The following is a 23,031-nucleotide window of genomic DNA, read 5'->3' as shown; positions in this document are numbered from 1 at the left end:
TCAGTGTTCGCGCGCTATTTCGCAGCGGACTTGGGCGCGTTCGATCAGCTCGGGGAAGGGCGGCGGCGGTTCCGCGTCGGTGAAGAGGCAATCGATCTGCGAGAGCTTCGCGAGCTCGATCATCGCAGGCCGGTTGAACTTGCTCGCGTCGGCGGCCAGCCACACCTCGCGCGCCTGCGCGATGATGGTTTGCGCTACCTTCACTTCCCGCAGGTCGAAGTCGCGCAGCGTGCCGTCGGCCTCGATGCTCGACACGCCGATCAACGCGATGTCGACCTTGAACTGGCGAATGAAATCGACCGTCGCCTCACCGACGATGGCACGGTCGCGCAGCCGCACCGAGCCGCCCGCCACGATCACCTCGCAGTTGGGGTTGTCGCTCAGGATGGTGGCGACGTTCAGGTTGTTCGTGATCACGCGCAGGCCGGTGTGGTGCAGCAACGCCTTCGCAATGGCCTCGGTCGTGGTTCCGATGTTGAGGATCAGCGAACAGTCGTTGGGCACCCGCGCCGCCACCGCGCGCGCAATGCGGGCCTTGCCTTCGGCGTGCAGCGTCTCGCGCTGCTGGTAGCCGATGTTCTCCGTGGTCGAACTCGGCACCCGCACACCGCCGTGAAAGCGCGTGAGATGCCCTTCATCGGCCAGGCGCTGCACATCCCGGCGCACCGTTTGAAGGGTGACCCCAAGCATCTCGGCCAGTTGTTCGACGGTGACGGAGCCGCGCGAACGCACGGTGTTGAGCAGCTTGAGTTGGCGCGGATTGGAGTTCACGAGTCAGGCAGATCGAAGCGGCAAATGACTTTAGAACGAAAGGAAACGAATGGACTTAAGGGTTAACGCCGAAGAAAATCGCGTCGTAAGGAACCAGAATGAAAAAATTCGAAAGCGAAGAGCCCTCAAACCGTGCATTAAGTCACATTCGAACGGACCCATCCCTCGTGAGCGAATCACCCCCGTCATCGACCGCCTCCGCCGCTGACTGCGACGTGCTGATCGTCGGCGGCGGCATCAACGGATGCGGCATCGCGCGGGACCTGGCGGGCCGGGGATGGCGCGTCGTGCTGTGCGAGAAGGACGACCTCGCGGCGCACACCTCGTCCTCGTCCACCAAGCTGATCCACGGCGGACTTCGCTACCTCGAGTACTACGAGTTCTCGCTGGTCCGCAAGGCGCTGCAGGAGCGCGAGGTGCTGCTCAAGAGCGCGCCGCACATCATGTGGCCGCTGCGCTTCGTGATGCCGCACGACCCGTCGATGCGGCCGGCCTGGATGATCCGCATCGGCCTCTTCATGTACGACCACCTGGCCCGTCGCGAGGTGTTGCCGGGATCGCGCACCGTCGACCTGAAACGGCACGAGGCCGGTGCGGCGCTCAAGCCCGAATTCAAGCGCGGCTTCGTGTACTCGGACGGCTGGGTCGACGACGCGCGCCTCGTGGTGCTGAACGCGCTCGATGCGCGCGCACGCGGCGCGGAGGTGCTCACGCGCACCCGATGCGTCCGGGCGCAACGCAACGGCGAGGGCTGGACCGCCGTGCTCGAAGGTCCCGAAGGCCAGCGCACCGTGCGCGCCCGCGCGGTGGTCAACGCGGCGGGCCCGTGGGCCGAAGCCTTCCTTCGCGGCGTGGCGCACTCGGCGCAGGGCGAGGCGCTGGCGACGCGTCATCTGCGGCTGGTGAAGGGCAGTCACATCGTCGTGCCGCGCGTCTTCGGCCACGACCATGCCTACATCTTCCAGAACCCCGATAAACGGATCATCTTCGCGATTCCGTACCAGGATGACTTCACGCTGATCGGCACCACCGACATCGAACTGCAGGGCGACGACCCTGGCGCCGCGCGCATCGGCGATGACGAGGTCGACTACCTCTGCACGCAGGCCAGCCGCTATTTCAGGAAGCCCATCACGCCGTCGGACGTGGTCTGGACCTATTCCGGCGTGCGCCCCTTGCTCGACGACGCATCGGGCGACCCCTCGGCCGTGACGCGCGACTACATGCTCGAATCCAACACCACCGCCGCGCCGCTGCTGTCGGTGTGGGGCGGCAAGATCACCACCTTCCGCAAGCTGGCCGAGGACGCCGCCGACGAGGTCGGCCGAATGCTCGGCGAAACCCGCACTCCATGGACCGAGGGCGCGTTCATGGCCGGCGGCGATCTCTCTGCATGGATCGGCGGCACCAGCCGCACCTCGCGGCCCGACGACGACTTCGAACGCTTCGTCGAAGCGGTCCGCACGAAATACCCGTGGCTCGAATTCAACCTCGCGCGCCGGCTCGCACGGGCCTACGGTGCCCGCGTCGCGGACGTCATCGGCGACGCGCAATCGATGGACGACATGGGCGAGGCCGTTGCCCCCGGGCTCCACGAGCGCGAGCTGCGCTATCTGCGCGACGAGGAATGGGCCTGCAGCGGCGACGACGTGCTATGGCGCCGCTCCAAGCTCGGCCTCCACTTCACGGAGGCGGAGCGCGACGAAGTCGACGCCTGGATGCGGGCTCATGCACGCCTGCAAGAGGAAGCTCCATGCAGCTGACACTCGAACGCGTCACCAAGAAGGTGGGCGCGCAGACCTGGCTCTACCCGCAGAGCATCGCGCCGAAGAGCGGCGCGGTGACCGTGCTGCTGGGCGCCACGCAGGCCGGCAAGACCAGTCTGATGCGGCTCATGGCCGGGCTCGATGCGCCGACCGAAGGCAAGGTCTTCGTCGACGGCAAGGACGTGACGGGCGTGCCGGTGCGCGAGCGAAACGTGGCGATGGTGTACCAGCAGTTCATCAACTACCCGTCGCTGAGAGTCGCCGAGAACATCGGCTCGCCACTCAAGCTGCGCGGCGAAAAGAACGTCGATGCGCGCGTGCGCGAACTGGCCGACAAGCTGCACATCGGCATGTTCCTCGACCGCTACCCGGCGGAGCTGTCGGGCGGCCAGCAACAGCGCGTGGCGCTGGCGCGCGCCTTGGCCAAGGGTGCGCCGCTGATGCTGCTCGACGAGCCCCTGGTGAACCTCGACTACAAGCTGCGCGAAGGATTGCGCGAGGAGCTCACGCAACTCTTCGCGTCCGGTGACTCGACGGTGATCTACGCCACCACCGAGCCCGGCGAAGCCCTGCTGCTCGGCGGCTACACGGCGGTGATGGATTCCGGCGAACTGCTGCAATATGGCCCGACCGCCGAAGTCTTCCACGCGCCGCAATCCCTGCGCGTGGCGCGCGCTTTCAGCGACCCGCCGATGAACCTGATGACCGGCCGCGTGGTGACCGGCGGCGTGCAGGTCGAAGGCGGGCCCATGTTGCCGTTGGCACTGCCCGCCAATGTGGAGGGCGCGGTCACGATCGGCCTGCGCTCCAGTGCGCTGAACGTCGACGCCGGCACCGGCGACATGGCCTTGCCGGGCAAGGTAGAGCTGGCGGAAATCTCCGGTTCCGACACCTTCGTCCACGTCGAGACGCTGGTGGGCGAACTGGTCGCGCAGCTCACCGGCGTGCATCGCTTCGATCTCGGCGCGGTGATCACGCTGTACTTCAGCGCGTCGCAGGCCTATGTGTTCGACAGCGGCGAGCGGCTGGTCGTTGCACCGGCCTGGCGTCACAAGGGAGGCTGACATGGCCCGCATCGACCTCGACCTCGCCCACGCCTATCGCCCGAACCCGACGCAGGACAGTGACTACGCCTTGCTGCCGCTCAAGATGAGCTTCCGCGACGGCGGCGCCTACGCATTGCTCGGCCCATCGGGCTGCGGCAAGACCACGATGCTCAACATCATCTCGGGCCTGCTGGCGCCGTCGAAGGGCAGCGTCAAGTTCAACGGCCGCGACGTGACGCTGGAGACACCGCAGCAGCGCAACATCGCGCAGGTGTTTCAGTTCCCCGTGATCTACGACACGATGACGGTGGCGCAGAACCTCGCGTTCCCGCTGCGTAACCGCAACGTGCCTGCCGAGCAGATCCGCAAGCGCGTCGGCGAAATTGCCGAGATGCTCGACATGAGCGGCCAGCTCAACCAGCGCGCGGCCGGCCTTGCCGCCGATGCCAAGCAGAAGATCTCGCTCGGTCGCGGCCTGGTGCGCAGCGACGTGTCCGCCGTGCTCTTCGACGAGCCGCTGACCGTGATCGACCCGCACCTCAAATGGCAGCTTCGGCGCAAGCTCAAGCAGATCCACCGCGAGCTGAAGCTCACCTTGATCTACGTCACGCACGACCAGGTCGAGGCCCTCACTTTTGCCGAAGAGGTGGTCGTGATGACGCGCGGCAAGGCCGTGCAGATCGGCAGCGCCGAGGCGTTGTTCGAGCGGCCGGCCCATACCTTCGTCGGTCACTTCATCGGTTCGCCGGGCATGAACTTCCTGCCGGCGCAGAGCGCGGGCGGAATGCTCGACATCGCGGGGACGCGGCTGCCGGCCACGCGCGAGCTGCCCGAAGGCGCGCTCAAGCTCGGCATCCGCCCTGAGTATGTCGCGCTGGTCGAGCCGAATGCGCCGGGCGCGGTGCCCGCCACGCTGACGCAGTTGCAGGACGTCGGCACACATCTGATGTTGAGCGCCAGGCTCGACGGCAGCGCGTTGAAGGCGCGGCTGGCATCCGATGCCGTGACTCCGCCTGTCGGCAGCACCGTCTGGCTGCAGGTGCTCGGCCGCAAGAGCTGCTTCTACCGTGACGAGGAGTTGGTCGCATGAACGGAACCAACAAGCCCATCAACCAGCGCGCCTGGTGGCTCGTGCTGCCGGTGCTGCTGTGCGTCGCGTTCTCGGCCATCGTGCCGCTGATGACGGTCGTCAACTATTCGGTGCAGGACATCATCTCGCCCGAGCGCCGCGTGTTCGTCGGTACCGAATGGTTCGCCGCGGTCATGCGCGATGGCGAACTGCACGCCGCGCTGTGGCGGCAACTCGGCTTCTCGATCGCAGTGCTGCTGGTCGAGATCCCACTGGGCATCGTGCTCGCGCTCTCAATGCCGTCGACGGGCTGGAAGGCGTCCGCCGTGCTGGTGGTCGTCGCACTCTCGCTGCTGATTCCGTGGAACGTGGTCGGCACCATCTGGCAGATCTTCGGCCGCGCCGACATCGGGCTCTTCGGATACGCGTTGCAGAAGCTGGGTATCGACTACAGCTACACCGGCAATGCGAGGGACGCCTGGCTCACGGTGCTGCTGATGGATGTGTGGCACTGGACGCCGCTCGTCGCGCTGCTGTGCTTTGCCGGCCTGCGTTCGATCCCCGACGCCTACTACCAGGCCGCGCGCATCGACGGCGCCAGCAAGTTCGCAGTGTTCCGCTACATCCAGCTGCCGAAGATGCGCGGTGTGCTGGTCATCGCGGTGCTGCTGCGCTTCATGGACAGCTTCATGATCTACACCGAGCCCTTCGTGCTGACAGGCGGCGGCCCCGGCAACGCGACCACCTTCCTGAGCCAGTACCTCACGCAGAAGGCGGTCGGCCAGTTCGACCTCGGCCCGGCCGCGGCGTTTTCGCTGATCTACTTCCTGATCATCCTGCTGCTGTGCTTCGTGCTCTACAACTGGATGTTGCGCGTCGGCACGCAGGACGTGGTGGAGGAGACCAAATGAACGAAGACCGCTTCCGCAAGCGCAGCGTGTTCCTGGTGTTCTACATCCTGTTCGCGCTGTTGCCCATCTACTGGATGGTCAACATGAGCTTCAAGACGAACGAGGAGATCCTGTCGAGCTTCTCGTTCTTTCCGCAGACCTTCACCTGGGAAAACTACCGGCGCATCTTTACCGATGAATCCTGGTACTCGGGCTACATCAACAGCCTGATCTACGTCGGCATCAACACCGTCATCTCGCTCACGGTGGCGCTGCCCGCAGCCTATGCGTTCTCGCGCTATTCGTTCCTCGGCGACAAGCACGTCTTCTTCTGGCTGCTGACCAACCGCATGACGCCACCGGCCGTGTTCCTGCTGCCTTTCTTCCAGCTCTACTCGACCGTCGGCCTGATGGACACGCACCTCGGCGTGGCGCTGGCGCACCTGCTCTTCAACGTGCCGCTGGCCGTGTGGATCCTCGAAGGCTTCATGAGCGGCATACCGCGCGAGATCGACGAGACGGCCTACATCGACGGCTATTCGTTCCCGCGCTTCTTCCTCACCATCTTCCTGCCGCTCATCAAGGCGGGTGTCGGCGTCGCGGCCTTCTTCTGCTTCATGTTCAGCTGGGTCGAACTGCTGCTGGCGCGCACGCTGACCAGCGTGAATGCCAAGCCCATCGTCGCGACCATGACGCGCACGGTAAGCGCATCCGGCATGGATTGGGCCACGCTGGCCGCGGCCGGCGTGCTGACGATCGTGCCCGGTGCCATCGTGATCTGGTTCGTCCGCCACTACATCGCGAAGGGCTTCGCGATGGGGAGGGTCTGATGAAATCCACAGCGATTGCAGTGTGTTCTTTGCGGGGAGCACCGCGGAACCGGCTCGGCCGGGCCGTTGGTGTTGCCCCCTGCAAGGGGGTTGGCGAAGCGACACGAAGTGCGCGAAGACTGGGGGTGTGCTGATGTTCGACTGGATGGTCTGGACCACCCCGGTGGCCGTGTTCTTCACCTGCATCGCATTGATGCTCGTCGGCATGACCGTGTGGGAGCTGAAGTCGCCCACGACGGTGCGCCGCGGCTGGCTTCCGATGGATACCACCCGGGGCGACAGGCTCTTCATCGGGCTGCTCATCGCCGCGTACATCAACCTGATCTTCATCGGCATCGCGGGCAAGCTGCAGGAGTGGATGAGCCTGGAAGCCGAACCGTCGATCTGGATCAGCTTCGTCATCTCGATGCTCGTGCTCGCACTGATCATGAAAAAGGGCTGAGCTTCGGGATTCATGATTTTTCCAACGGACCGGCTCTCCGCTTTCCCGGAGCCGCCTCCGCAAGAACCGGGAAGCGCCACCGAGGAGACGACCATGAAGATTCGCTACACAGCATTGGCACTGGCCGCGGCGACTTTCGCCTTGCAGAGCGCCTGGGCCGGGGAGGCGGAAGCCAAGAAATGGATCGACAGCGAGTTCCAGCCGTCGAGCCTGAGCAAGGACCAGCAAACCGCTGAAATGAAGTGGTTCATCGACGCCGCCAAGAAGCTGCAGGACAAGGGCGTGAAGGAAGTGTCGGTGGTGTCGGAGACCATCACCACGCATGAATACGAATCGAAGACCCTCGCCAAGGCCTTCGAGGAAATCACCGGCATCAAGGTCAAGCATGACCTCATCCAGGAAGGCGACGTCGTCGAGAAACTGCAGACCTCCATGCAGTCGGGCAAGTCGATCTACGACGGATGGATTTCGGACTCCGACCTCATCGGCACGCACTACCGCTACGGCAAGATCTTGTCTCTCAGCGACTACATGGCCGGTGCGGGCAAGGAGTGGACGAACCCCGGCCTGGACGTGAAGGACTTCATCGGCACCAGCTTCACCACCGCGCCGGACGGCCAACTCTATCAATTGCCCGACCAGCAGTTTGCGAATCTCTACTGGTTCCGTGCCGACCTCTTCGCGCGCAAGGATCTGCAGGACAAGTTCAAGGCCAAGTACGGCTACGACCTCGGCGTGCCGCTCAACTGGAGCGCCTACGAGGACATCGCCGAGTTCTTCACGAACGACGTGAAGACCATCGACGGCAAGCCGATCTACGGGCACATGGACTACGGCAAGAAGGACCCGTCGCTCGGCTGGCGCTTCACCGATGCATGGCTCTCCATGGCCGGCACGGCAGACAAAGGCATCCCCAACGGCATGCCGGTGGACGAATGGGGCATCAAGGTCGCGGCGGACAAGTGCACGCCCGTTGGCGCCAGTGTGGCGCGCGGCGGTGCGACCAATTCGCCCGCGGCCGTCTATGCGCTGACCAAGTACGTCGACTGGATGAAGAAATACGCGCCCAAGGAAGCCACGGGCATGACCTTCGGCGAAGCTGGCCCAGTGCCCGCGCAAGGGCAGATCGCGCAGCAGATCTTCTGGTACACCGCCTTCACCGCCGACATGACGAAGGCGGGCCTGCCCGTCGTGAACCCCGACGGCTCGCCCAAGTGGCGCATGGCGCCCGGCCCCAACGGCCCGTATTGGAAGCAGGGCATGCAGAACGGCTACCAGGACGTCGGCTCGTGGACCTTCTTCAAGGGCCATGACGCCAACAAGACCGCAGCCGCATGGCTCTACGCTCAGTTCGTGACCTCGAAGACCGTCTCGACCAAGAAGAGCGTGGTGGGTCTCACCTTCATTCGCGAGAGCGACATCCGCCACGAGTTCTTCACGAAGAACGCCGACAAGTACGGCGGTCTTATCGAGTTCTACCGCAGCCCCGCGCGTGTGGCGTGGACGCCGACCGGCACCAACGTGCCCGACTACCCGAAGCTCGCGCAGCTTTGGTGGAAGAACGTCGCCGAAGCCGTGACCGGCGAGAAGACGCCGCAGAAGGCCATGGACAACCTCGCCGATGAAATGGACCAGGTGATGGCCCGCCTGGAACGCGCCGGCATGGCCAAGTGCGCACCCAAGCTTGCGCCCAAGGGCGACCCCGCCAAGATGCTGAGTACCGAACACGCGCCGTGGAAGAAGCTCGACAACGAGAAGCCGAAGGGGGAGACGATCGATTACACGAAGCTTCTGACCGCCTGGCGCGAAGGCAAGGTGCGCTGATTGCGGGAATGGTACACGCGTGAGAGCTGGCGTCTCGCGCGTGTCCAGCCTTCAAGACGGATGGCGAAGAAGAAGCCGATCAACGGCATTGAGTGTTTCGTACGACTCCCTCAAGTCATCGAAAAGCGCCTCGTTGCTAGGAGCTGCCGCCTGGCCGTGCCAACCTGCACGGAAGTGGTCGAAGATCTCTCCGAACGACAGATTCCCGTCGATCATGCCCAGGAGTTTGGCGCCATAGCGTCCGGGATTGACGCGCACGCTGAGCCTTGCGTTCTCATGATTCAGGATGAACGGTTGTCCGCGATTGGTATTGAATACCCTGGCAACGATCTCACCGGTGAGTGGCTCGTGGAAATAGAAGGGTACCGCATTGATATCGCCGTAGGCTGCGGTGCGGTCGTCTGACGTCGCATAGAACGAGTGAGTGATGATTTCGCCTCCGAGCAGCTCAGCCACCTCGTACTGCTTGCGCCGCGGCATCGCCCGAAGTTCTGCGATGCGGTCGGGCGGCTTGCGTCCGAGCACCATGTGAGGTAGATACGGCGACCGACCGCGCGCGACGTCCGTGAATTCGAGATGGAGGCCGTGATCGTCTTGAAACCAGTCGAATATTTCTCCTGCCGTGTAGGCTCGATCCTGTGAATGCAGGAAAAGGTCGTAGATGCCCGCATCGCCCATGCGATGGTCATGGTGCAGATCCTGGCTGCGCCGGAACCAATTGCCAGGCGGAAGGCTGCCAAGGATGTCGCGGGTTGCGGCGATCTTTCGTGCTGGGTCTTCTTCGGCTCCGTTGATGAGGCGCATCAGCGACTGCGTCTGATAGATCGCGGTGCGACCGACGGCCGCGTACACCATGATGCCCAGTGCGCCGTCCGGCTTGAGCACGTGGCGCAGCGCGTGCAAACCCTGGTCTGGGTCCGCAAGGTGATGAAGAACGCCACTGCAGTTGACGTAGTCGAAAGGCGAGAGGCCGAGGGAAGGCAGATTCAGGATCGAGTCACGTATCCACTCGATGTTGCTCAACCCACGAACGCGGGCGCGTTCTCGCGCAATCGCGTTGCTGGCGTCGCTCAGGTCCAAGTGAACAATTGTGGCGTCGGTGTGCTTGAGTTGCTCAGCCAGGTAGATGGTGGCGTCTCCGGTGCCACCGCCGGCGACCAACGCTCGGAACCCCTGCCCAAAGGACTGCCGCCCCCCAAAGCAGTAGTGGTTGATCATCGGCAGGCTTTCGAGCCATGTACTGATCAGCCGCTTGCGTTCATCTTCGGGATCGCGGGGTGGGTATGGAAGCGTTTCGTATTGACGACGGACTTCTGGAATATGGTTTTCGGGCATCGGGTACCAAGATAGACAGGCGATCAGGGAGCAGATCCGCGAGCATACCGAACCAGCCTTCCTGGCCACCTGTTTCGCGCCCCCGTCGGCAGCAACCTGGCCTCCACGCACCCCCGCTCACCGCGCCATGAACCCGATGACAAGCGCGTTCACCAAATCGATGAAGAACCCGCAGACCAATGGAACCACGATAAAAGCCCGCGGTGCGGCGCCATGGTCCCGCGTCACCGCGCTCATGTTTGCAATCGCCGTCGCGGTCGACCCCAGCGCGATGCCCCCGAAGCCTGCACAGATCACGGCCGACTCGTAGTCGCGTCCCATGAACCGGTAGACCACGAAGACGGTGAAGGCAATCGCCAGCACCACCTGCAGCACGACTGCCGTCAGTACGAAGGTCGCGACGCCTTGCATCTGCCACAGCTGCAGGCCCATGAGCGCCATGGTCAGGAAGACGCCGAGGCAGATGTCCGACACCAGGGACACCCCGGCGCGCATGCGGTCCCAGTGCCACAGCTGGCCCTTCTGCTTGGTGAACAACGAGGTTACGTTGCGAACCAGGATGCCGGCGAGGAGGCTGCCGACAAAGGCTGGCAGCCTCAACCCGGTCAGCGCGATGAGGTCACTGATGCCGCGACCGAGGATCAACGCCACGTTGAGCCAGAGCAGCGCCATCAGCACGCTGTTGTAGTCGAGACGGGCCCGGTTCTCGTCCTCGAAATGGGCTCCGGCCTCCAGTACGGCCTCGGCCGACGAAACGAGGTGGTGCCGGCGCATCAGGTAGGCTGCGATGGGGCCGCCGATCGCGCAGGCCGCGATCAGCCCCGCCATGTTGCTGGACAGGCCGATGACCTCGGCATTGGTGATGCCCAGGTCGCGAACGAAGTGCGGCACCCACGCCAGGGTGGTGCCCACGCCACCCGTGAGGGAGATCGAGCCCGTCAGCAGCCCCGCGCGGCGGTCCAGTCCGAAGCCGGTCGCCACGGCCATGCCGACCAGGTTCTGCGCCACGATGAAGACCGCGGCGAGTGCCAGCAGGATTGCCAGCGGCCGTCCGCCCTGGCTCAAGGTCCGCACGTCCGAACCCAGCCCGATGGCTGCGAAGAAGTACAGCAGCAGGATGTCCCGAACGCCGAGTTGGAAGTCGACCTTCAGCCCCATGGTCAGATACAACACGCTGACGATCGCGATGCACACCAGCCCGCCCAGAACCGGCTCCGGAATGCTGTAGCGCCGCAGCAACTCGAAGCGGCGCGTGCAGGCCTTGCCGACGAAAAGCAGCAGCACGGCGAGGGTGAAGCTGACGTAGGCGTCGAGATGGAGGTCTTGGGGCAAGTGCGTGCTCCTATGAGGGGCGTGCGTCCGGCTGGACGGGCCAGGCGCTCATGATGGCAGATCAGTGAATTTTCACGAACCTCGTGCGCTATTGCCTCGCTCTGTCGGCCACTCTCATTTACATTGCCGCAATCTCCAATCAGTGCAGCACAGTGAATCCAATAGACAGAAGATCCCCCACCCAGCTTTGCGGCGGCATGCACCGATTCAGAAAAGCGCGTACGAAGGCCCATTCATGAAGAAGGTTCTTCGAGCGTGGACGTTCTGGATCCGGTCACATCTCAAGGAGGAATGCGGCGCCTATCTGGATCAATTCGTTTTGCCCGAATTGCGGCGACAGCCAGGAAACCTCCGTGCTGCGCCGCTGTTTCGGGATCTGACCGATGGCACCACGCAGGTGGTGGTGGCGTCGATCTGGGAATCGATGGAGCATATTCGCGCCTACGACGGAGGCAGTTCGGCGGGACCTACGCTCGACCCAGCCATTCGGGCGAAGATTCTCGACCGGGACACGATGGTGCGTCACTACGTCCTCGATTCGATCGATGATCCCGCCCTGGCGATGCTGGCGGCAGACGAGCTGAATGCAGGGTCCACGGGCAGCACGAACGCCTGAGCCCATCACTGCTCCATCGCCGCCCGCACTTCGCGCCCCAGTTCGATCACCGACATGGCGTAGTAGCTGCTCCAGTTGTAGCGAGTGATCACGTAGAAGTTCTGGGTGCCGGCGACGTAGGTGGGCGTCTCGCCGCCGTTCTGCAGTTCGATGAGCGCGAGCAGGCCCGTGTGTTTGAGCGCATCACCGCGCAGCACGGCGCCGCCGGCGACGAAGGCGTCGGCGCTGAAGGTCGGGACGATGTCGGGCGCCAGCAGCACGTTTTTCTTGAGCCGCGATTCGTCGAAGCTCACGGGAAAGGTCGGCGACATGCCGGGCTTCCAGCCGAAGGCCTTGAAGTAGTTTGCCACGGAGCCGATCACGTCGGCCGGGTTGTTGACCAGATCGATGCGGCCGTCGCCGTCGAAATCCACCGCGTACTTGGCGATGCTGCTCGGCATGAACTGGGGCATGCCCATGGCGCCGGCGTAGCTGCCGACGGGAGTCATCGGGTTTTCGGCGGTGCGGCTTTCGGTGCTGAGGAAGCTTTCGAGCTCGCCGCGGAAGAAAGCCCGGCGCTCGGCCGCGCGGGGATGGGCGTCGGGGAAGTCGAAAGACAGTGTGGCGAGCGCGTCGATGACGCGGAAATTGCCCATGTTTCGGCCGTAGATGGTCTCGACCCCGATGATGCCGACGATGATGTCGGCGGGCACACCGGTCTTCGCTTCGGCGCGCGCGAGCGTGTCGGCGTTGTTGCGCCAGAAGCGCACGCCGGCCTGGATGCGCACGGGGTCGATGAAGCGGCTGCGGTAGACGTACCAGTTCTTGGGCGTGCCGGTCGGCGCAGGGAGCATCAGGCGCGGCACGTTGGGCAGTTGCCGCGCGTTGCCGATGGTTTCCCGTACCCACGCGCGGTCGAGATTGCGGCGCGCGGCGACTTCATCGGCGAATTGCATCGCATCTTCGCGCGTGGCGTAGGGGATGGCACCGCGCACCGGGCCGTTGCGCTTTTCGGACTGAGTCTGCGCGGAAGCGGGCGCCGCCAGCAGGAAAGTGGTCGCCACGACGAGAGCCGTCGCGAGGGCGTGGGGGAGATGGCGTCGCATCGTGTTGATTGTGCCGCCCGCGTGGACGGCGTCTCCTGTGGACACAAGTGGTTTCAGCGGGGCCATGCCAGGCGGCGGAATTCGGCACGCAGCGCGGAGAGGGCATCGCCCGGCGCCTTGGCGTAGCGCTGGGCCTCGAGCCTGAGCAGCCAGTCGTACGCGGGCTGCGCGCTGGTGCCGAAGCGCTCGTCCAGCCGTGCGGCCATCTGGCGCGGCGGCGTTGCCTCGGGCACATCGATGCCCGCCTGCTTCAGCCGCGCCCGGGCCTGGCCCAGCAGGCGCAGCCAGGGGTCATGCTGGCTGCGCTCCCAGAGCGTCCAGGCAGCGCCGGCGAGGCTGGCGGTCACCATCAGCATGAGCAGCACGATCACGAGGTCCTGCAGGCTGGGTGTCTCGAAGCCGATGTTCTTGAGCAGGTCCAACTGACGGCTCTGCGTGTAGTTGAGCACCCACTGGTTCCAGCCGTTGTTGATGGCCTCCCAGGTGGCGCGCAGGGTCTGCGACAGCGTCGGGTTCATGGCCTCGATCGCGCCGGCGAACAGGCCCGGCTGTGCCGCGAGCCGGCGGAACTGGCCGACGCGATCGGGCGAGATCGCACCGGTGGGGTCGACGCGAACCCAGCCCGCGCCCTCTTGCCAGACCTCGGCCCACGCATGGGCGTCGCTGTTGCGCAGCACCCAGTAGGTGTCGACGTTGTTGAGTTCACCGCCCTGGTAGCCGGTGACGATGCGCGCCGGAATGTCGAGCGCACGCATCAGCACCACGAAGGCCGAGGCGATGTGCTCGCAGAACCCTGCCTTGATGTCGAACCAGAACTGGTCGGCGGTGTCGTCGCCGTAGAGCCCGGGTTCGAGCGTGTAGGCGTACCCGCCTGTGCGAAGCCGTTGCAGCGCGGCTTGGACGAAAGCCTGGGTGGACGCGCCCGCTAGCGCCGGGTCGCGACGCATTTGCGCCGCGAGCGCGACGGTGCGCGGGTTCGAGCCCGGCGGCAGTTCGACGTAAGGTTGCAGCGTGGACGTGCGACGCAGAGGGCCGCTTTGAAACTGCGTGAAGCTCTCCGCGCGGTAGCGGACGAGATCGCTGATGGGGCGGTTCGCGATCCATTGCAGTTCGGGCGTGCCGAAGATCTCGTAGCCCGGGACATCGGGCTTGGCCGGCGTGGCATCGAGCGTCAGCAGCCAGGCACGGTTGACGGGTTCGAGGGTGACTTCGTAGGCAGTCGCCTCGCCTCGCACACGGAGGTTTTGCGGCATGAAGCCGCGCGAGAACGGAGGTGGAGCGCTCCATTCGCGGCCGTCGAACCGCGACATCACGGGCCCGCGGAAGTACAAGGCCGAGCGCGGCGGGACGCGATTGCCATCGAACCGGATGCGCGCGGCGATGCCGTTGTCGAGCGCCAGCTCCGCAATGGTGCCCACGCGCATCGTGTTCGACAGGCCGGTGCGGCCGGCCATGGCGTCGCTGGGCGTGCCCCACAACGGTGCCATGCGGGGGAACAGCATGAACAGCACCAGCATGATCGGTGCGCCGAGCAGTGCCATCCATCCCGCGGTGCGCGCGGCCTGCGCCAGCGGCGGCTTGCCGACCGGCATGTGGGCATTGACCAGCGCGGTCAGCAGGCCCAGCAAGGCGAGCAGCATCGCGAGCGCCGTCATCAGCGATTGCGAATAGAAAAAGTTCGTGAGCATCGTGAAGAAGCCCAGGAAGAAGATCACGAAGGCGTCGCGGCGTGCGCGCAGCTCCAGCGTCTTGAGCGCGAGCAGTATCACGATCAGGGTGACGCCGGCATCGCGGCCGAGCAGCGTGCGATGGGTCGAATAGGTGGCGACCAGCGTGATCGCGAGGAGGGCGACTCGCCACCATTTGCTGGGCAAGGGCTTGGCCTGCACAGCCAGGGTGCCGCGCCACAGCAGGACGATGGCGGCGAGCATGCTGCACCACCAGGGCAGGTTGGGGACCTGCGGCAGGAGGATGAGACCGATGACCGCCAGGAGGAAGAGGGTGTCCCGGGCGTCCCTGGGCAAGCTTTGGAGACGGGGAATCAGCATGTCGCCAGCGCCTCCAGGCACCGCCGCTTGTGCGCTTCGCCCTGTGACGGCGCAACGACGCGTCCCGCGACGCGCAATCCGTAGTCGACGCCCAGTCGATCCGCCATCAGCACCCACGCGCAAAGCCGGGACAGGCGCGCCTCGGTGCCGGGCAGGCCCGTGCCGTGCGCATCCAGCCAGAACTCCTGGCGCTGTGCCTGTTGCGTATCCCTGCTGACCAGGTCCTCGGAACCCGCGGCCTGGGCTTGCGCAGCGCGTTTCCAGACGACCAGTTTGAGCGGATCACCGCGCCGGTAGGCACGAACGCCGTCGTATTCACCCGCCAAGTGGGTGCGCGCCGGGGCGGACGCAGCCTGCCCGGGCAGCGGTTCGCCAGCCGGCAGCGGCGGCGGATTCATTTCCGGCGCGGGATAAACGAGCATCTGTGACGCCGGCCGCCAGACCGTCCACACGCGGAAGGTCCCGAGCGGGAAGCGGGTCTCCGCCGTGAGCGTCGGTACGGGATGGAGGCCACGCCGTTCAGGCCTGAACGCCACCTCGACCGTGGCGCTCCCTTGCGCGGGCACGTCGCTCCACGACCATTGCCCGCTGTGGTGGACCGCCAGCCCGATGCCGTAGCGCGTCGTGCGCCGTGCGTTGGTCAACACCACGCGAAAGACGGCGGCTGCGCCCGCGTACTGGGCGTCGGGCGGAATCAGGCGCATCGCGAGGCCACGCAGCGTGCCGTGGCACACGTGCATGCCGACCGCGACGCTGCCCGCCAGGAGAAAGGTCAGCAAATAGCCGAGGTTGAGCTGGTAGTTGATCGACGCGACCAGCAGCAGGAGCAGGGTGGCCGCCAGCATCCAGCCTGCCTTGGTCGGCAGGATGTAGACATTGCGCTGGGTGAGTTCGAGCGTGTCCGAGGGCGGCCGACGCGAGAGGAACCAGCGGTCGATACGCGAACGCAGCGGCGCGAAGGGGCGCGCGATCCGCGCGCGTGCCAGCGCCGGCGCTTTCACGGCAGCGGCACCGCTGCGGTCATGGCGCGTACCTGTTCCACCGCGCCGCGGCCGGCGTCGCCGACGGGCGTGAGGCGATGCGCGATGGTTTGCGGCAGCACCGCTTGCACGTCGTCGGGCGCGACGTAGTCCCGGTTGGCGAGCAGCGCCTGCGCCTTGGCGGCTCGCAGCACGGCGATGCCGGCGCGCGGCGAGAGGCCCTGCAGGAACCAGCGGCCGGAACGCGTCGCGGCAATCAAGTCCTGCACATAGCTGAGCAGTGGCTCGGCGCAATGCACCTGCAGCACGCGCTGCTGGAGCGCGGTGAGTTCGCCGGCCGTCAGCAGGGCGGGCAGCGATGCGAGCATCTCGCGGCGATCGGCGCCGGCGAGCAGTTCGCGTTCGGCGGCGCGGTCCGGGTAGCCGAGCGAGATGCGCATCAGGAACCGGTCGAGCTGCGATTCCGGCAGCGCGAAGGTGCCCAACTGGTCGTGAGGGTTCTGCGTGGCGATCACGAAGAAGGGCGTGGGCAGTGGTCGCGTCTCGCCTTCGACGGTGACCTGCTTTTCTTCCATCGCCTCGAGCAGGGCGCTCTGGGTCTTGGGACTCGCGCGGTTGATTTCGTCCGCCAGCAGCACCTGGGCAAAGATGGGGCCAGGGTGGAACACGAAAGCCTGCTGGGCCCGGTCGTAGATCGCCACGCCCGAAAGATCGCCCGGCATCAGGTCGGCAGTGAACTGCACCCGTGAGAACTGCAGCCCGAAGGTGTGCGAGAGCGCATGCGCCAGGGTGGTCTTGCCGACCCCCGGAACGTCCTCGATCAGCAGGTGGCCGCCCGCCAGCAAACAGGCGACGCAGTCGCGTACCTGAGCCTCTTTGCCCACGATCACCGTGTTAAGCTGACCGAGCAAACTGGCGAGCTTCGCGGCGACGTCCATTTTTGTATCCATATGCAAACAATACCGTAACCCTTGCGGCCCCATGCCGCGTGAGGCTACGACGCGAGTCGATCCATGGGTAAAACTGGCTATTTCACACACCGCGATTGCTGGAAGCACGACATGGGGGCCGGCCATCCGGAGTGCCCCGCGAGGCTCGATGCGATCGAAGACAGATTGCTCGTCACTGGCGTCGGCGACGCATTGCAACGTGGTGAAGCGCCGCTCGCCACGCTCGCGCAGATCACCCGAGCGCACAGTGTTGCGCACATGGAGTATCTCGAAGCGCTGAGCCAGCGCCTGATCGAGGACGCACCGGCCGGCGGCCCGGACCACGCGCAGATCGATCCCGACACCGCGTTGACCCGCTTCACCGTGCTGGCCGCGCGCCGCGCCGCCGGTGCCGCGATCGCGGCGACCGACGCGGTGATGGCAGGCGAGATCGACAACGCCTTCTGCGCCGTGCGCCCGCCCGGTCACCATGCCTGCCGCGACAAGGCCATGGGCTTCTGCTTCTACAACAACGTTGCGATCGCCGCGCGCCATGCCATCGAAGAGCACGGGCTGGAACGCGTTGCCATCGTCGACTTCGACGTGCACCACGGCAACGGCACCGAAGACATCCTGAGCAACGATCCGCGCGTGCTGATGGTCGGCATCTTCCAGCACCCGTTCTATCCGTACAGCGGCACGGAGCACCCCGCGGCGAACATGCTCAACCTGCCGGTGCCGGCCTACACCCGAGGCATGGACGTGCGCGAGCTGATCGAGGCCTGCTGGATGCCGCGGCTCGAAGAGTTCAAGCCGCAGATGATTTTCGTGAGTGCCGGTTTCGATGCGCACCGCGACGACGACCTGGGCCAGCTCAAGCTCAACGAGCAAGACTTCGGCTGGATCACGAGCCGCATCGTCGATGTGGCGCGCCGGCATTCCAACGGGCGCATCGTGTCGATGCTCGAAGGGGGCTACAACCTCGACGCCTTGGCCCGCAGCGTCGAAGAGCATCTGCGGGTGCTGGCGGATCTCTAGCCCGGACCGATGGATTTCAGCGTCTTTACCCAAAGATTCAACGAGATCCATGCGCGCAGCGTGTGGATAGAAGTCGTCGTGTTGGTCGTTTGCGTCGGTGTTGCCTGGGCGGCATGCCGTTGGTTCGGGCGCGACCAGCCGAAGGATTCGATCTGGTTCGGCGAGCGGACCTTCGATGGCGTGCTGTTCCCGCTGGTGGCACTGGTGCTCACCGATCTGGCGCGACGTGGGACCTTGACCTTCCAGCCGGTGTTCGTGCTGCGCATCGCGGTGCCGGTGTTCCTCTCCCTCGCGGTGATTCGTTTCTTCGCGCTCGTATTGCGCGCCGTGTTTCCGGCTTCGGCCATGGCGCGGCTGGTGGAGCGGACCATCTGGTGGTTCGCGTGGATCGGGGCGGTGCTCTGGATCATCGGCTTGCTGCCGCCGGTGCTGGCGGAACTTGACGAGATCACGCTGGCCTTCGGGCGGACGCGGGTGAGCCTGCGCACCATCCTCAGCGGCTTGCTGTCGGCCGGGCTGGTGCTCGTGATCGCACTGTGGATCTCGTCGACCATCGAGAACCGCATCTTGCGGGAGGCGGTGCATGACCTGTCGATGCGCAAGGTGGCGTCGAATGCGGTCCGTGCGTTGCTGCTGCTGATCGGCCTGCTGTTCGCCTTGTCGGCGGTGGGTGTCGACCTGACGGCACTGTCCGTGCTGGGCGGCGCGCTGGGCGTGGGCCTGGGCTTCGGCTTGCAGAAGCTCGCGGCCAACTACGTCAGCGGGTTCGTGATCCTGCTCGAACGGTCGATCCGAATCGGCGACAACGTGCGGGTCGACGGTTTCGAAGGCCGCATCACGGACATCAAGACACGCTACACGCTGGTGCGCGCGGGCAACGGGCGCGAATCGATCGTGCCCAATGAATCGCTCATCACGAGCCGGGTCGAGAACCTTTCGCAGGCCGATCTCAAGTTCAACATCACGACCAACATCGTGGTGGGCTACGACAGCGACGTCGCGAAGGTGCAGGAGATCCTGTGTGCGGCTGCGGCGGCGCAGCCGCGCGTGATGACCGACCCGGCGCCGGTTGCCTTCCTCCTCAACTTTGTGCCGGACGGATTGGAGTTCAGCCTCAACTTGTGGGTGTCCGATCCGGACAAGGGCAGGGACAACCTCCGCTCGGCCATCAACATCGCGATTCTCCAGGGGTTGCGCGATGCCTGCATCGTCGTTGCCCACCCGCAGAGGGTGGTGCGCATCGATTCGTTACCGCCTATTGTGGTTCCAGCCGAGCAGGCTCGCCTATAATCGCAAAAAAGCACGATCGTTCGTTTTCCGGGCCACGACGTGCCACCCCGATTGAAATGGACAGTTCGCGCAGAGGCCGGCGCCTAAAATCTCCGGCTGCCCTGCACCCCCCGGTTTCGCAATTCAATGGAGTCAACCCAATGAAGATCCTGGTCCCCGTCAAGCGGGTCGTCGACTACAACGTCAAGGTGCGCGTCAAGTCCGACGGCACCGGTGTGGACATCGCCAACGTCAAGATGAGCATGAACCCCTTCGATGAGATCGCCGTCGAAGAGGCAGTGCGCTTGAAGGAGAAGGGCGTCGCCACGGAAATCATCGCCGTCTCGTGCGGTGATGCGAAGTGCCAGGAGACCCTGCGCACGGCCATGGCCATCGGTGCCGATCGCGGCATCCTGGTGGAGACCACCGAAGAGCTGCAACCCCTGGCTGTTGCCAAGCTGCTCAAGGCGCTGGTCGACAAGGAACAGCCCCAGCTCGTGATCCTGGGCAAGCAAGCCATCGACGACGACGCCAACCAGACCGGCCAGATGCTCGCAGCCTTGGCCGATCTGCCCCAAGCCACCTTCGCCTCCAAGGTCGAAGTGGCCGGCGACAAGGTCAACGTCACGCGCGAAGTCGACGGCGGCCTGGAAACCATCTCCTTGTCGCTGCCCGCGGTCATCACGACCGACCTGCGCCTGAACGAGCCGCGCTACGTGACCTTGCCCAACATCATGAAGGCCAAGAAGAAGCAGCTCGACACCTTCAAGCCCGAAGACCTCGGGGTGGACGTCACGCCGCGCCTGAAGACCCTGAAGGTCTCCGAGCCGCCCAAGCGTGGCGCCGGCATCAAGGTGCCCGACGTGGCCACCCTGGTGGACAAGCTGAAGAACGAAGCCAAGGTGATCTGAGGAAGAACGACATGACCGTACTTGTTATTGCCGAACACGACCACGCCACGCTCAAGCCGGCGACCCTGAACACCGTGACCGCAGGCATCGCTTGCGCGAGCGGCGATGTCCACGTGCTGGTCGCTGGCGCCAATGCCGCCGAAGCCGGCAAGGCTGCCGCCCAGGTGGCAGGCGTTGCCAAGGTGATCGTGGCCGACAGCCCGAGCCTGGCGGAGAACCTCGCCGAGAACGTTGCAGCTCAGGTTCTCGCGATCGCCAAGAACTACAGCCACATCCTGTTCCCGGCCACGGCCAACGGCAAGAACGTGGCGCCTCGCGTGGCTGCCAAGCTCGATGTCGCGCAGATCAGCGACATCACCAAGGTGGACAGCCCCGACACCTTCGAGCGCCCCATCTATGCGGGCAATGCGATTGCCATCGTGCAGAGCAGCGACCCGATCAAGGTCGCGACCGTGCGCACCACGGGCTTCGATGCGGCCGCAGCCACTGGCGGCAGCGCAGCGGTGGAAACCGTGGACGGCGTGGCCGACAGCGGCAAGAGCAGCTTCGTGGGCCGTGAAGTGACCAAGAGCGAACGCCCCGAACTGACGGCCGCCAAGATCATCGTCTCGGGCGGCCGGGCACTCGGCAGTGCCGAGAAGTTCACCGAAGTGATGGCACCGCTGGCGGACAAGCTCAACGCAGGCCTCGGTGCGAGCCGTGCGGCAGTGGACGCAGGCTACGCCCCGAACGACTGGCAAGTGGGACAGACGGGCAAGATCGTGGCGCCGCAGCTCTACATCGCAGCCGGCATCTCCGGCGCGATCCAGCATCTGGCGGGCATGAAGGACTCCAAGGTGATCGTGGCGATCAACAAGGACGAAGAAGCACCGATCTTCAGCGTGGCCGACTACGGCCTTGTGGCTGACCTGTTCACGGCCGTGCCGGAACTGGTCAAGGCACTTTGAGATAGACCCCCACTCGATGTTCGAGCCAAAGGGCATCGTTCGCGATGCCCTTTTTTTCGCATCGGTTCGCGTTCGGCCGAAGGGCCACAGGAGACAAAGATGAGCTACACCGCTCCCCTCAAGGACATGCTGTTCGACATCGAACACCTCGCGAACATCGCGCAGGTTTCGCAGATGCCGGGCCTCGAAGAAGCCGGCCTCGAAACCGCACAGGCCGTGCTCGAGGAATGCGCGCGCTTCAATCAGGACGTGGTTGCGCCGCTCAACGTGGCGGGCGATCGGGATCCTTCCTCGTTCAAGGACGGCAAGGTCACGACCACGCCGGGTTTCAAAGAAGCCTTTGCCCAGTACGTCGCGGGCGGCTGGCAGGGCCTGCAGCATCCGTCAGCCTTCGGTGGCCAAGGCCTGCCCAAGACGATCGGCGCTGCGTGCGTGGAGATGCTGAACTCGGCCAACCTGAGCTTCGCGTTGTGCCCGCTGCTGACCGACGGGGCGACCGAGGCGCTGCTCACGGCCGGCTCCGACGAACTGAAGGCCATCTATCTCGAGAAGCTCGTGAGCGGCGAGTGGACCGGCACGATGAACCTGACCGAGCCGCAGGCCGGCAGCGACCTCGCGATGGTGCGCAGCCGCGCCGAGCCGCAGCCCGATGGCACCTACAAGGTGTTCGGCACCAAGATCTTCATCACCTACGGTGAGCACGACATGGCCGAGAACATCGTGCATCTCGTGCTGGCGCGCGTGACCGGGGCGCCCGAAGGCGTGAAGGGCATCAGCCTGTTCGTGGTGCCCAAGTTCCTCGTGAATCAGGACGGCTCGCTGGGTGCGCGCAACGACGTCCATTGCGTCAGCATCGAGCACAAGCTGGGCATCAAGGCCTCGCCGACCGCAGTATTGCAATACGGCGACCATGGCGGCGCGGTGGGCTACCTCGTCGGCCAGGAAAACCGCGGCCTCGAATACATGTTCATCATGATGAACTCGGCCCGCTATGCGGTGGGCATGCAGGGTATCGCGGTCGCCGAGCGCGCCTACCAGCATGCGGTCGCCTATGCCAAGGACCGCGTGCAGAGTCGCCCGGTCGATGGCTCGATCAACGCCAGCGCACCGATCATTCATCACCCCGACGTGAAGCGCATGCTGATGACGATGCGCGCCTACACCGAAGGCTGCCGCGCCATGGCGAGCGTGGCAGCAGCTGCCTATGACGCGGCGCACCATCACGCCGACGCCGACACACGCAAGCAGAACCAGGCCTTCTACGAATACTTGGTGCCGCTGGTCAAGGGCTACAGCACCGAGATGAGTCTGGAAGTCGCCTCGCTCGGCGTCCAGGTTCACGGCGGCATGGGATTCATCGAGGAGACCGGTGCGGCGCAGTATCTGCGCGACGCCAAGATCCTGACGATCTACGAAGGCACGACGGCGATCCAGGCCAACGACCTTGTGGGTCGCAAGACCGCGCGTGACGGCGGCCAGACCGCCAAGGCGATCGCCGCGCAGATCGAGAAGACCGAAGCCGAACTCGCGAAGCGCGGCACGCCCGATGCATCGGCGATGGCCAAGCGCCTGAAGGCCGCACGCGAGGCCTTTGTCGACGTGGTCGAGTTCGTCGCCGGTCAGACCAAGGCATCGCCCAACGCCGTGTTCGCGGGCAGCGTGCCCTACCTGATGCTCGCGGGCAATGTGGTGGCGGGCTGGCAGCTTGCGCGTTCATTGCTGATCGCGGAAGACCTGGCAAAGGCCGGGACCGACGTGGCCTTCATGAAGGCGAAGGTCGCGACGGCACGCTTCTACGCCGAGCACATCCTGAACAAGGCGCCCGGCCTTCGCGACAGCATCGTCGAAGGTGCCGACAGCGTCATCGCCCTGGCGCTCGAATCGTTCTGACCGCACGCGCCGC

General features: G+C 65.1%; 20 protein-coding genes. 13 read left to right on the top strand and 7 right to left on the bottom strand.

Going from position 1 to position 23,031, the window contains the following annotated elements:
* Positions 1-771 carry a DeoR/GlpR family DNA-binding transcription regulator gene (locus tag QTI04_RS07295; protein WP_286614737.1) on the bottom strand — a complete coding sequence of 257 codons (771 nt, stop codon included), beginning with the start codon at positions 769-771 and terminating at the stop codon, positions 1-3.
* A gap of 98 nt (positions 772-869) precedes the next feature.
* Here QTI04_RS07295 and glpD point away from each other — a divergent pair, with 98 nt between their 5' ends.
* The 7 genes from glpD to QTI04_RS07260 all read left to right on the top strand — a co-directional run bounded on the left by glpD (position 870) and on the right by QTI04_RS07260 (position 8,638).
* Entirely contained in the window at positions 870-2,534 is a 1,665-nt protein-coding gene (gene glpD / locus QTI04_RS07290) for a glycerol-3-phosphate dehydrogenase (protein WP_286614736.1), read from the top strand.
* Positions 2,525-3,601, top strand: a complete 1,077-nt coding sequence (locus QTI04_RS07285) for an ABC transporter ATP-binding protein (RefSeq protein WP_286614734.1) — start codon at positions 2,525-2,527, stop codon at positions 3,599-3,601. The genes glpD and QTI04_RS07285 overlap by 10 nt, the downstream gene beginning before the upstream one ends.
* A gap of 1 nt (position 3,602) precedes the next feature.
* On the top strand, positions 3,603-4,673 hold the full coding sequence (locus tag QTI04_RS07280; protein ID WP_286600048.1) for an ABC transporter ATP-binding protein: 1,071 nt from the start codon (positions 3,603-3,605) through the stop codon (positions 4,671-4,673).
* Positions 4,670-5,563: a carbohydrate ABC transporter permease gene (locus tag QTI04_RS07275; protein ID WP_286600049.1), complete on the top strand. Its 894-nt coding sequence runs from the start codon at positions 4,670-4,672 to the stop codon at positions 5,561-5,563. Before QTI04_RS07280 ends, QTI04_RS07275 begins: the two co-directional genes overlap by 4 nt.
* Positions 5,560-6,372, top strand: a complete 813-nt coding sequence (locus tag QTI04_RS07270) for a carbohydrate ABC transporter permease (RefSeq protein WP_286614731.1) — start codon at positions 5,560-5,562, stop codon at positions 6,370-6,372. The genes QTI04_RS07275 and QTI04_RS07270 overlap by 4 nt, the downstream gene beginning before the upstream one ends.
* Before the next feature lie 133 nt (positions 6,373-6,505).
* Positions 6,506-6,814: a DUF2160 domain-containing protein gene (locus tag QTI04_RS07265; protein WP_286600088.1), complete on the top strand. Its 309-nt coding sequence runs from the start codon at positions 6,506-6,508 to the stop codon at positions 6,812-6,814.
* Positions 6,815-6,907: 93 nt separating this feature from the next.
* The gene (locus QTI04_RS07260) at positions 6,908-8,638 is read left to right on the top strand and encodes an ABC transporter substrate-binding protein (RefSeq protein ID WP_286614727.1); all 1,731 of its coding nucleotides are present in this window, start codon (positions 6,908-6,910) and stop codon (positions 8,636-8,638) included.
* 51 nt (positions 8,639-8,689) lie between these two features.
* Here QTI04_RS07260 and QTI04_RS07255 read toward each other — a convergent pair whose 3' ends face one another.
* Together QTI04_RS07255 and gltS are read right to left on the bottom strand one after the other, a co-directional pair.
* Positions 8,690-9,973 carry a bifunctional 2-polyprenyl-6-hydroxyphenol methylase/3-demethylubiquinol 3-O-methyltransferase UbiG gene (locus tag QTI04_RS07255; protein ID WP_286614724.1) on the bottom strand — a complete coding sequence of 428 codons (1,284 nt, stop codon included), beginning with the start codon at positions 9,971-9,973 and terminating at the stop codon, positions 8,690-8,692.
* 117 nt (positions 9,974-10,090) lie between these two features.
* A complete protein-coding gene (gltS, locus tag QTI04_RS07250; RefSeq protein ID WP_286600053.1) occupies positions 10,091-11,305 on the bottom strand; it encodes a sodium/glutamate symporter in 1,215 nt (404 codons plus the stop codon).
* A 235-nt stretch (positions 11,306-11,540) separates the two neighbouring features.
* Here gltS and QTI04_RS07245 point away from each other — a divergent pair, with 235 nt between their 5' ends.
* Positions 11,541-11,921, top strand: coding sequence for an antibiotic biosynthesis monooxygenase (locus QTI04_RS07245; protein ID WP_286614723.1), 381 nt, complete (start codon positions 11,541-11,543; stop codon positions 11,919-11,921).
* Positions 11,922-11,926: 5 nt separating this feature from the next.
* On the opposite strand, the gene mltB is transcribed toward QTI04_RS07245, so the two are convergent.
* Genes mltB through QTI04_RS07225 form a run of 4 tightly spaced genes read right to left on the bottom strand, consistent with a single transcriptional unit; the run spans position 11,927 to position 16,972 of the window.
* The gene (gene mltB / locus QTI04_RS07240; RefSeq protein ID WP_286614721.1) at positions 11,927-13,006 is read right to left on the bottom strand and encodes a lytic murein transglycosylase B; all 1,080 of its coding nucleotides are present in this window, start codon (positions 13,004-13,006) and stop codon (positions 11,927-11,929) included.
* Between the two features lie 53 nt (positions 13,007-13,059).
* Positions 13,060-15,054, bottom strand: coding sequence for a DUF3488 and transglutaminase-like domain-containing protein (locus QTI04_RS07235; protein ID WP_286614719.1), 1,995 nt, complete (start codon positions 15,052-15,054; stop codon positions 13,060-13,062).
* The gene (locus QTI04_RS07230; RefSeq protein WP_286600060.1) at positions 15,048-16,055 is read right to left on the bottom strand and encodes a DUF58 domain-containing protein; all 1,008 of its coding nucleotides are present in this window, start codon (positions 16,053-16,055) and stop codon (positions 15,048-15,050) included. Before QTI04_RS07230 ends, QTI04_RS07235 begins: the two co-directional genes overlap by 7 nt.
* Complete coding sequence (locus QTI04_RS07225; RefSeq protein ID WP_286600061.1) at positions 16,052-16,972, bottom strand: MoxR family ATPase; 921 nt, start codon at positions 16,970-16,972, stop codon at positions 16,052-16,054. Before QTI04_RS07225 ends, QTI04_RS07230 begins: the two co-directional genes overlap by 4 nt.
* Before the next feature lie 75 nt (positions 16,973-17,047).
* Between QTI04_RS07225 and QTI04_RS07220 the strand changes: the two genes are divergently transcribed.
* From QTI04_RS07220 to QTI04_RS07200, 5 genes are all read left to right on the top strand, one after another.
* Positions 17,048-18,001, top strand: coding sequence for a histone deacetylase family protein (locus QTI04_RS07220; RefSeq protein ID WP_286614718.1), 954 nt, complete (start codon positions 17,048-17,050; stop codon positions 17,999-18,001).
* Between the two features lie 9 nt (positions 18,002-18,010).
* On the top strand, positions 18,011-19,291 hold the full coding sequence (locus tag QTI04_RS07215) for a mechanosensitive ion channel family protein (protein WP_286600063.1): 1,281 nt from the start codon (positions 18,011-18,013) through the stop codon (positions 19,289-19,291).
* A 140-nt stretch (positions 19,292-19,431) separates the two neighbouring features.
* Positions 19,432-20,181, top strand: a complete 750-nt coding sequence (locus QTI04_RS07210; protein ID WP_286600938.1) for an electron transfer flavoprotein subunit beta/FixA family protein — start codon at positions 19,432-19,434, stop codon at positions 20,179-20,181.
* A gap of 11 nt (positions 20,182-20,192) precedes the next feature.
* Positions 20,193-21,128, top strand: coding sequence for an electron transfer flavoprotein subunit alpha/FixB family protein (locus tag QTI04_RS07205; protein ID WP_286614717.1), 936 nt, complete (start codon positions 20,193-20,195; stop codon positions 21,126-21,128).
* 99 nt (positions 21,129-21,227) lie between these two features.
* Complete coding sequence (locus QTI04_RS07200; protein WP_286614716.1) at positions 21,228-23,018, top strand: acyl-CoA dehydrogenase; 1,791 nt, start codon at positions 21,228-21,230, stop codon at positions 23,016-23,018.
* Positions 23,019-23,031 lie beyond the last annotated feature (13 nt).

The sequence above is a fragment of the Variovorax sp. J22R115 genome (assembly GCF_030317005.1).
GTDB lineage: Bacteria > Pseudomonadota > Gammaproteobacteria > Burkholderiales > Burkholderiaceae_C > Variovorax.
Note: the sequence above shows the minus strand (reverse complement) of the source record. Positions and strands in the feature narration are given on the sequence as shown.

Bases quoted from the DNA above. Each gene is read 5' to 3' on its own strand.
- QTI04_RS07210 (WP_286600938.1), top strand. From the start codon at position 19,432: ATGAAGATCCTGGTCCCCGTCAAGCGGGTCGTCGACTACAACGTCAAG.
- QTI04_RS07245 (WP_286614723.1), top strand. From the start codon at position 11,541: ATGAAGAAGGTTCTTCGAGCGTGGACGTTCTGGATCCGGTCACATCTC.
- QTI04_RS07265 (WP_286600088.1), top strand. From the start codon at position 6,506: ATGTTCGACTGGATGGTCTGGACCACCCCGGTGGCCGTGTTCTTCACC.
- mltB (WP_286614721.1), bottom strand. From the start codon at position 13,006: ATGCGACGCCATCTCCCCCACGCCCTCGCGACGGCTCTCGTCGTGGCG.
- QTI04_RS07285 (WP_286614734.1), top strand. From the start codon at position 2,525: ATGCAGCTGACACTCGAACGCGTCACCAAGAAGGTGGGCGCGCAGACC.
- QTI04_RS07225 (WP_286600061.1), bottom strand. From the start codon at position 16,972: ATGGACGTCGCCGCGAAGCTCGCCAGTTTGCTCGGTCAGCTTAACACG.
- QTI04_RS07280 (WP_286600048.1), top strand. From the start codon at position 3,603: ATGGCCCGCATCGACCTCGACCTCGCCCACGCCTATCGCCCGAACCCG.
- QTI04_RS07235 (WP_286614719.1), bottom strand. From the start codon at position 15,054: ATGCTGATTCCCCGTCTCCAAAGCTTGCCCAGGGACGCCCGGGACACC.
- glpD (WP_286614736.1), top strand. From the start codon at position 870: ATGAAAAAATTCGAAAGCGAAGAGCCCTCAAACCGTGCATTAAGTCAC.
- QTI04_RS07200 (WP_286614716.1), top strand. From the start codon at position 21,228: ATGAGCTACACCGCTCCCCTCAAGGACATGCTGTTCGACATCGAACAC.
- QTI04_RS07260 (WP_286614727.1), top strand. From the start codon at position 6,908: ATGAAGATTCGCTACACAGCATTGGCACTGGCCGCGGCGACTTTCGCC.
- QTI04_RS07270 (WP_286614731.1), top strand. From the start codon at position 5,560: ATGAACGAAGACCGCTTCCGCAAGCGCAGCGTGTTCCTGGTGTTCTAC.
- QTI04_RS07255 (WP_286614724.1), bottom strand. From the start codon at position 9,973: ATGCCCGAAAACCATATTCCAGAAGTCCGTCGTCAATACGAAACGCTT.
- QTI04_RS07275 (WP_286600049.1), top strand. From the start codon at position 4,670: ATGAACGGAACCAACAAGCCCATCAACCAGCGCGCCTGGTGGCTCGTG.
- QTI04_RS07205 (WP_286614717.1), top strand. From the start codon at position 20,193: ATGACCGTACTTGTTATTGCCGAACACGACCACGCCACGCTCAAGCCG.
- QTI04_RS07220 (WP_286614718.1), top strand. From the start codon at position 17,048: ATGGGTAAAACTGGCTATTTCACACACCGCGATTGCTGGAAGCACGAC.
- QTI04_RS07215 (WP_286600063.1), top strand. From the start codon at position 18,011: ATGGATTTCAGCGTCTTTACCCAAAGATTCAACGAGATCCATGCGCGC.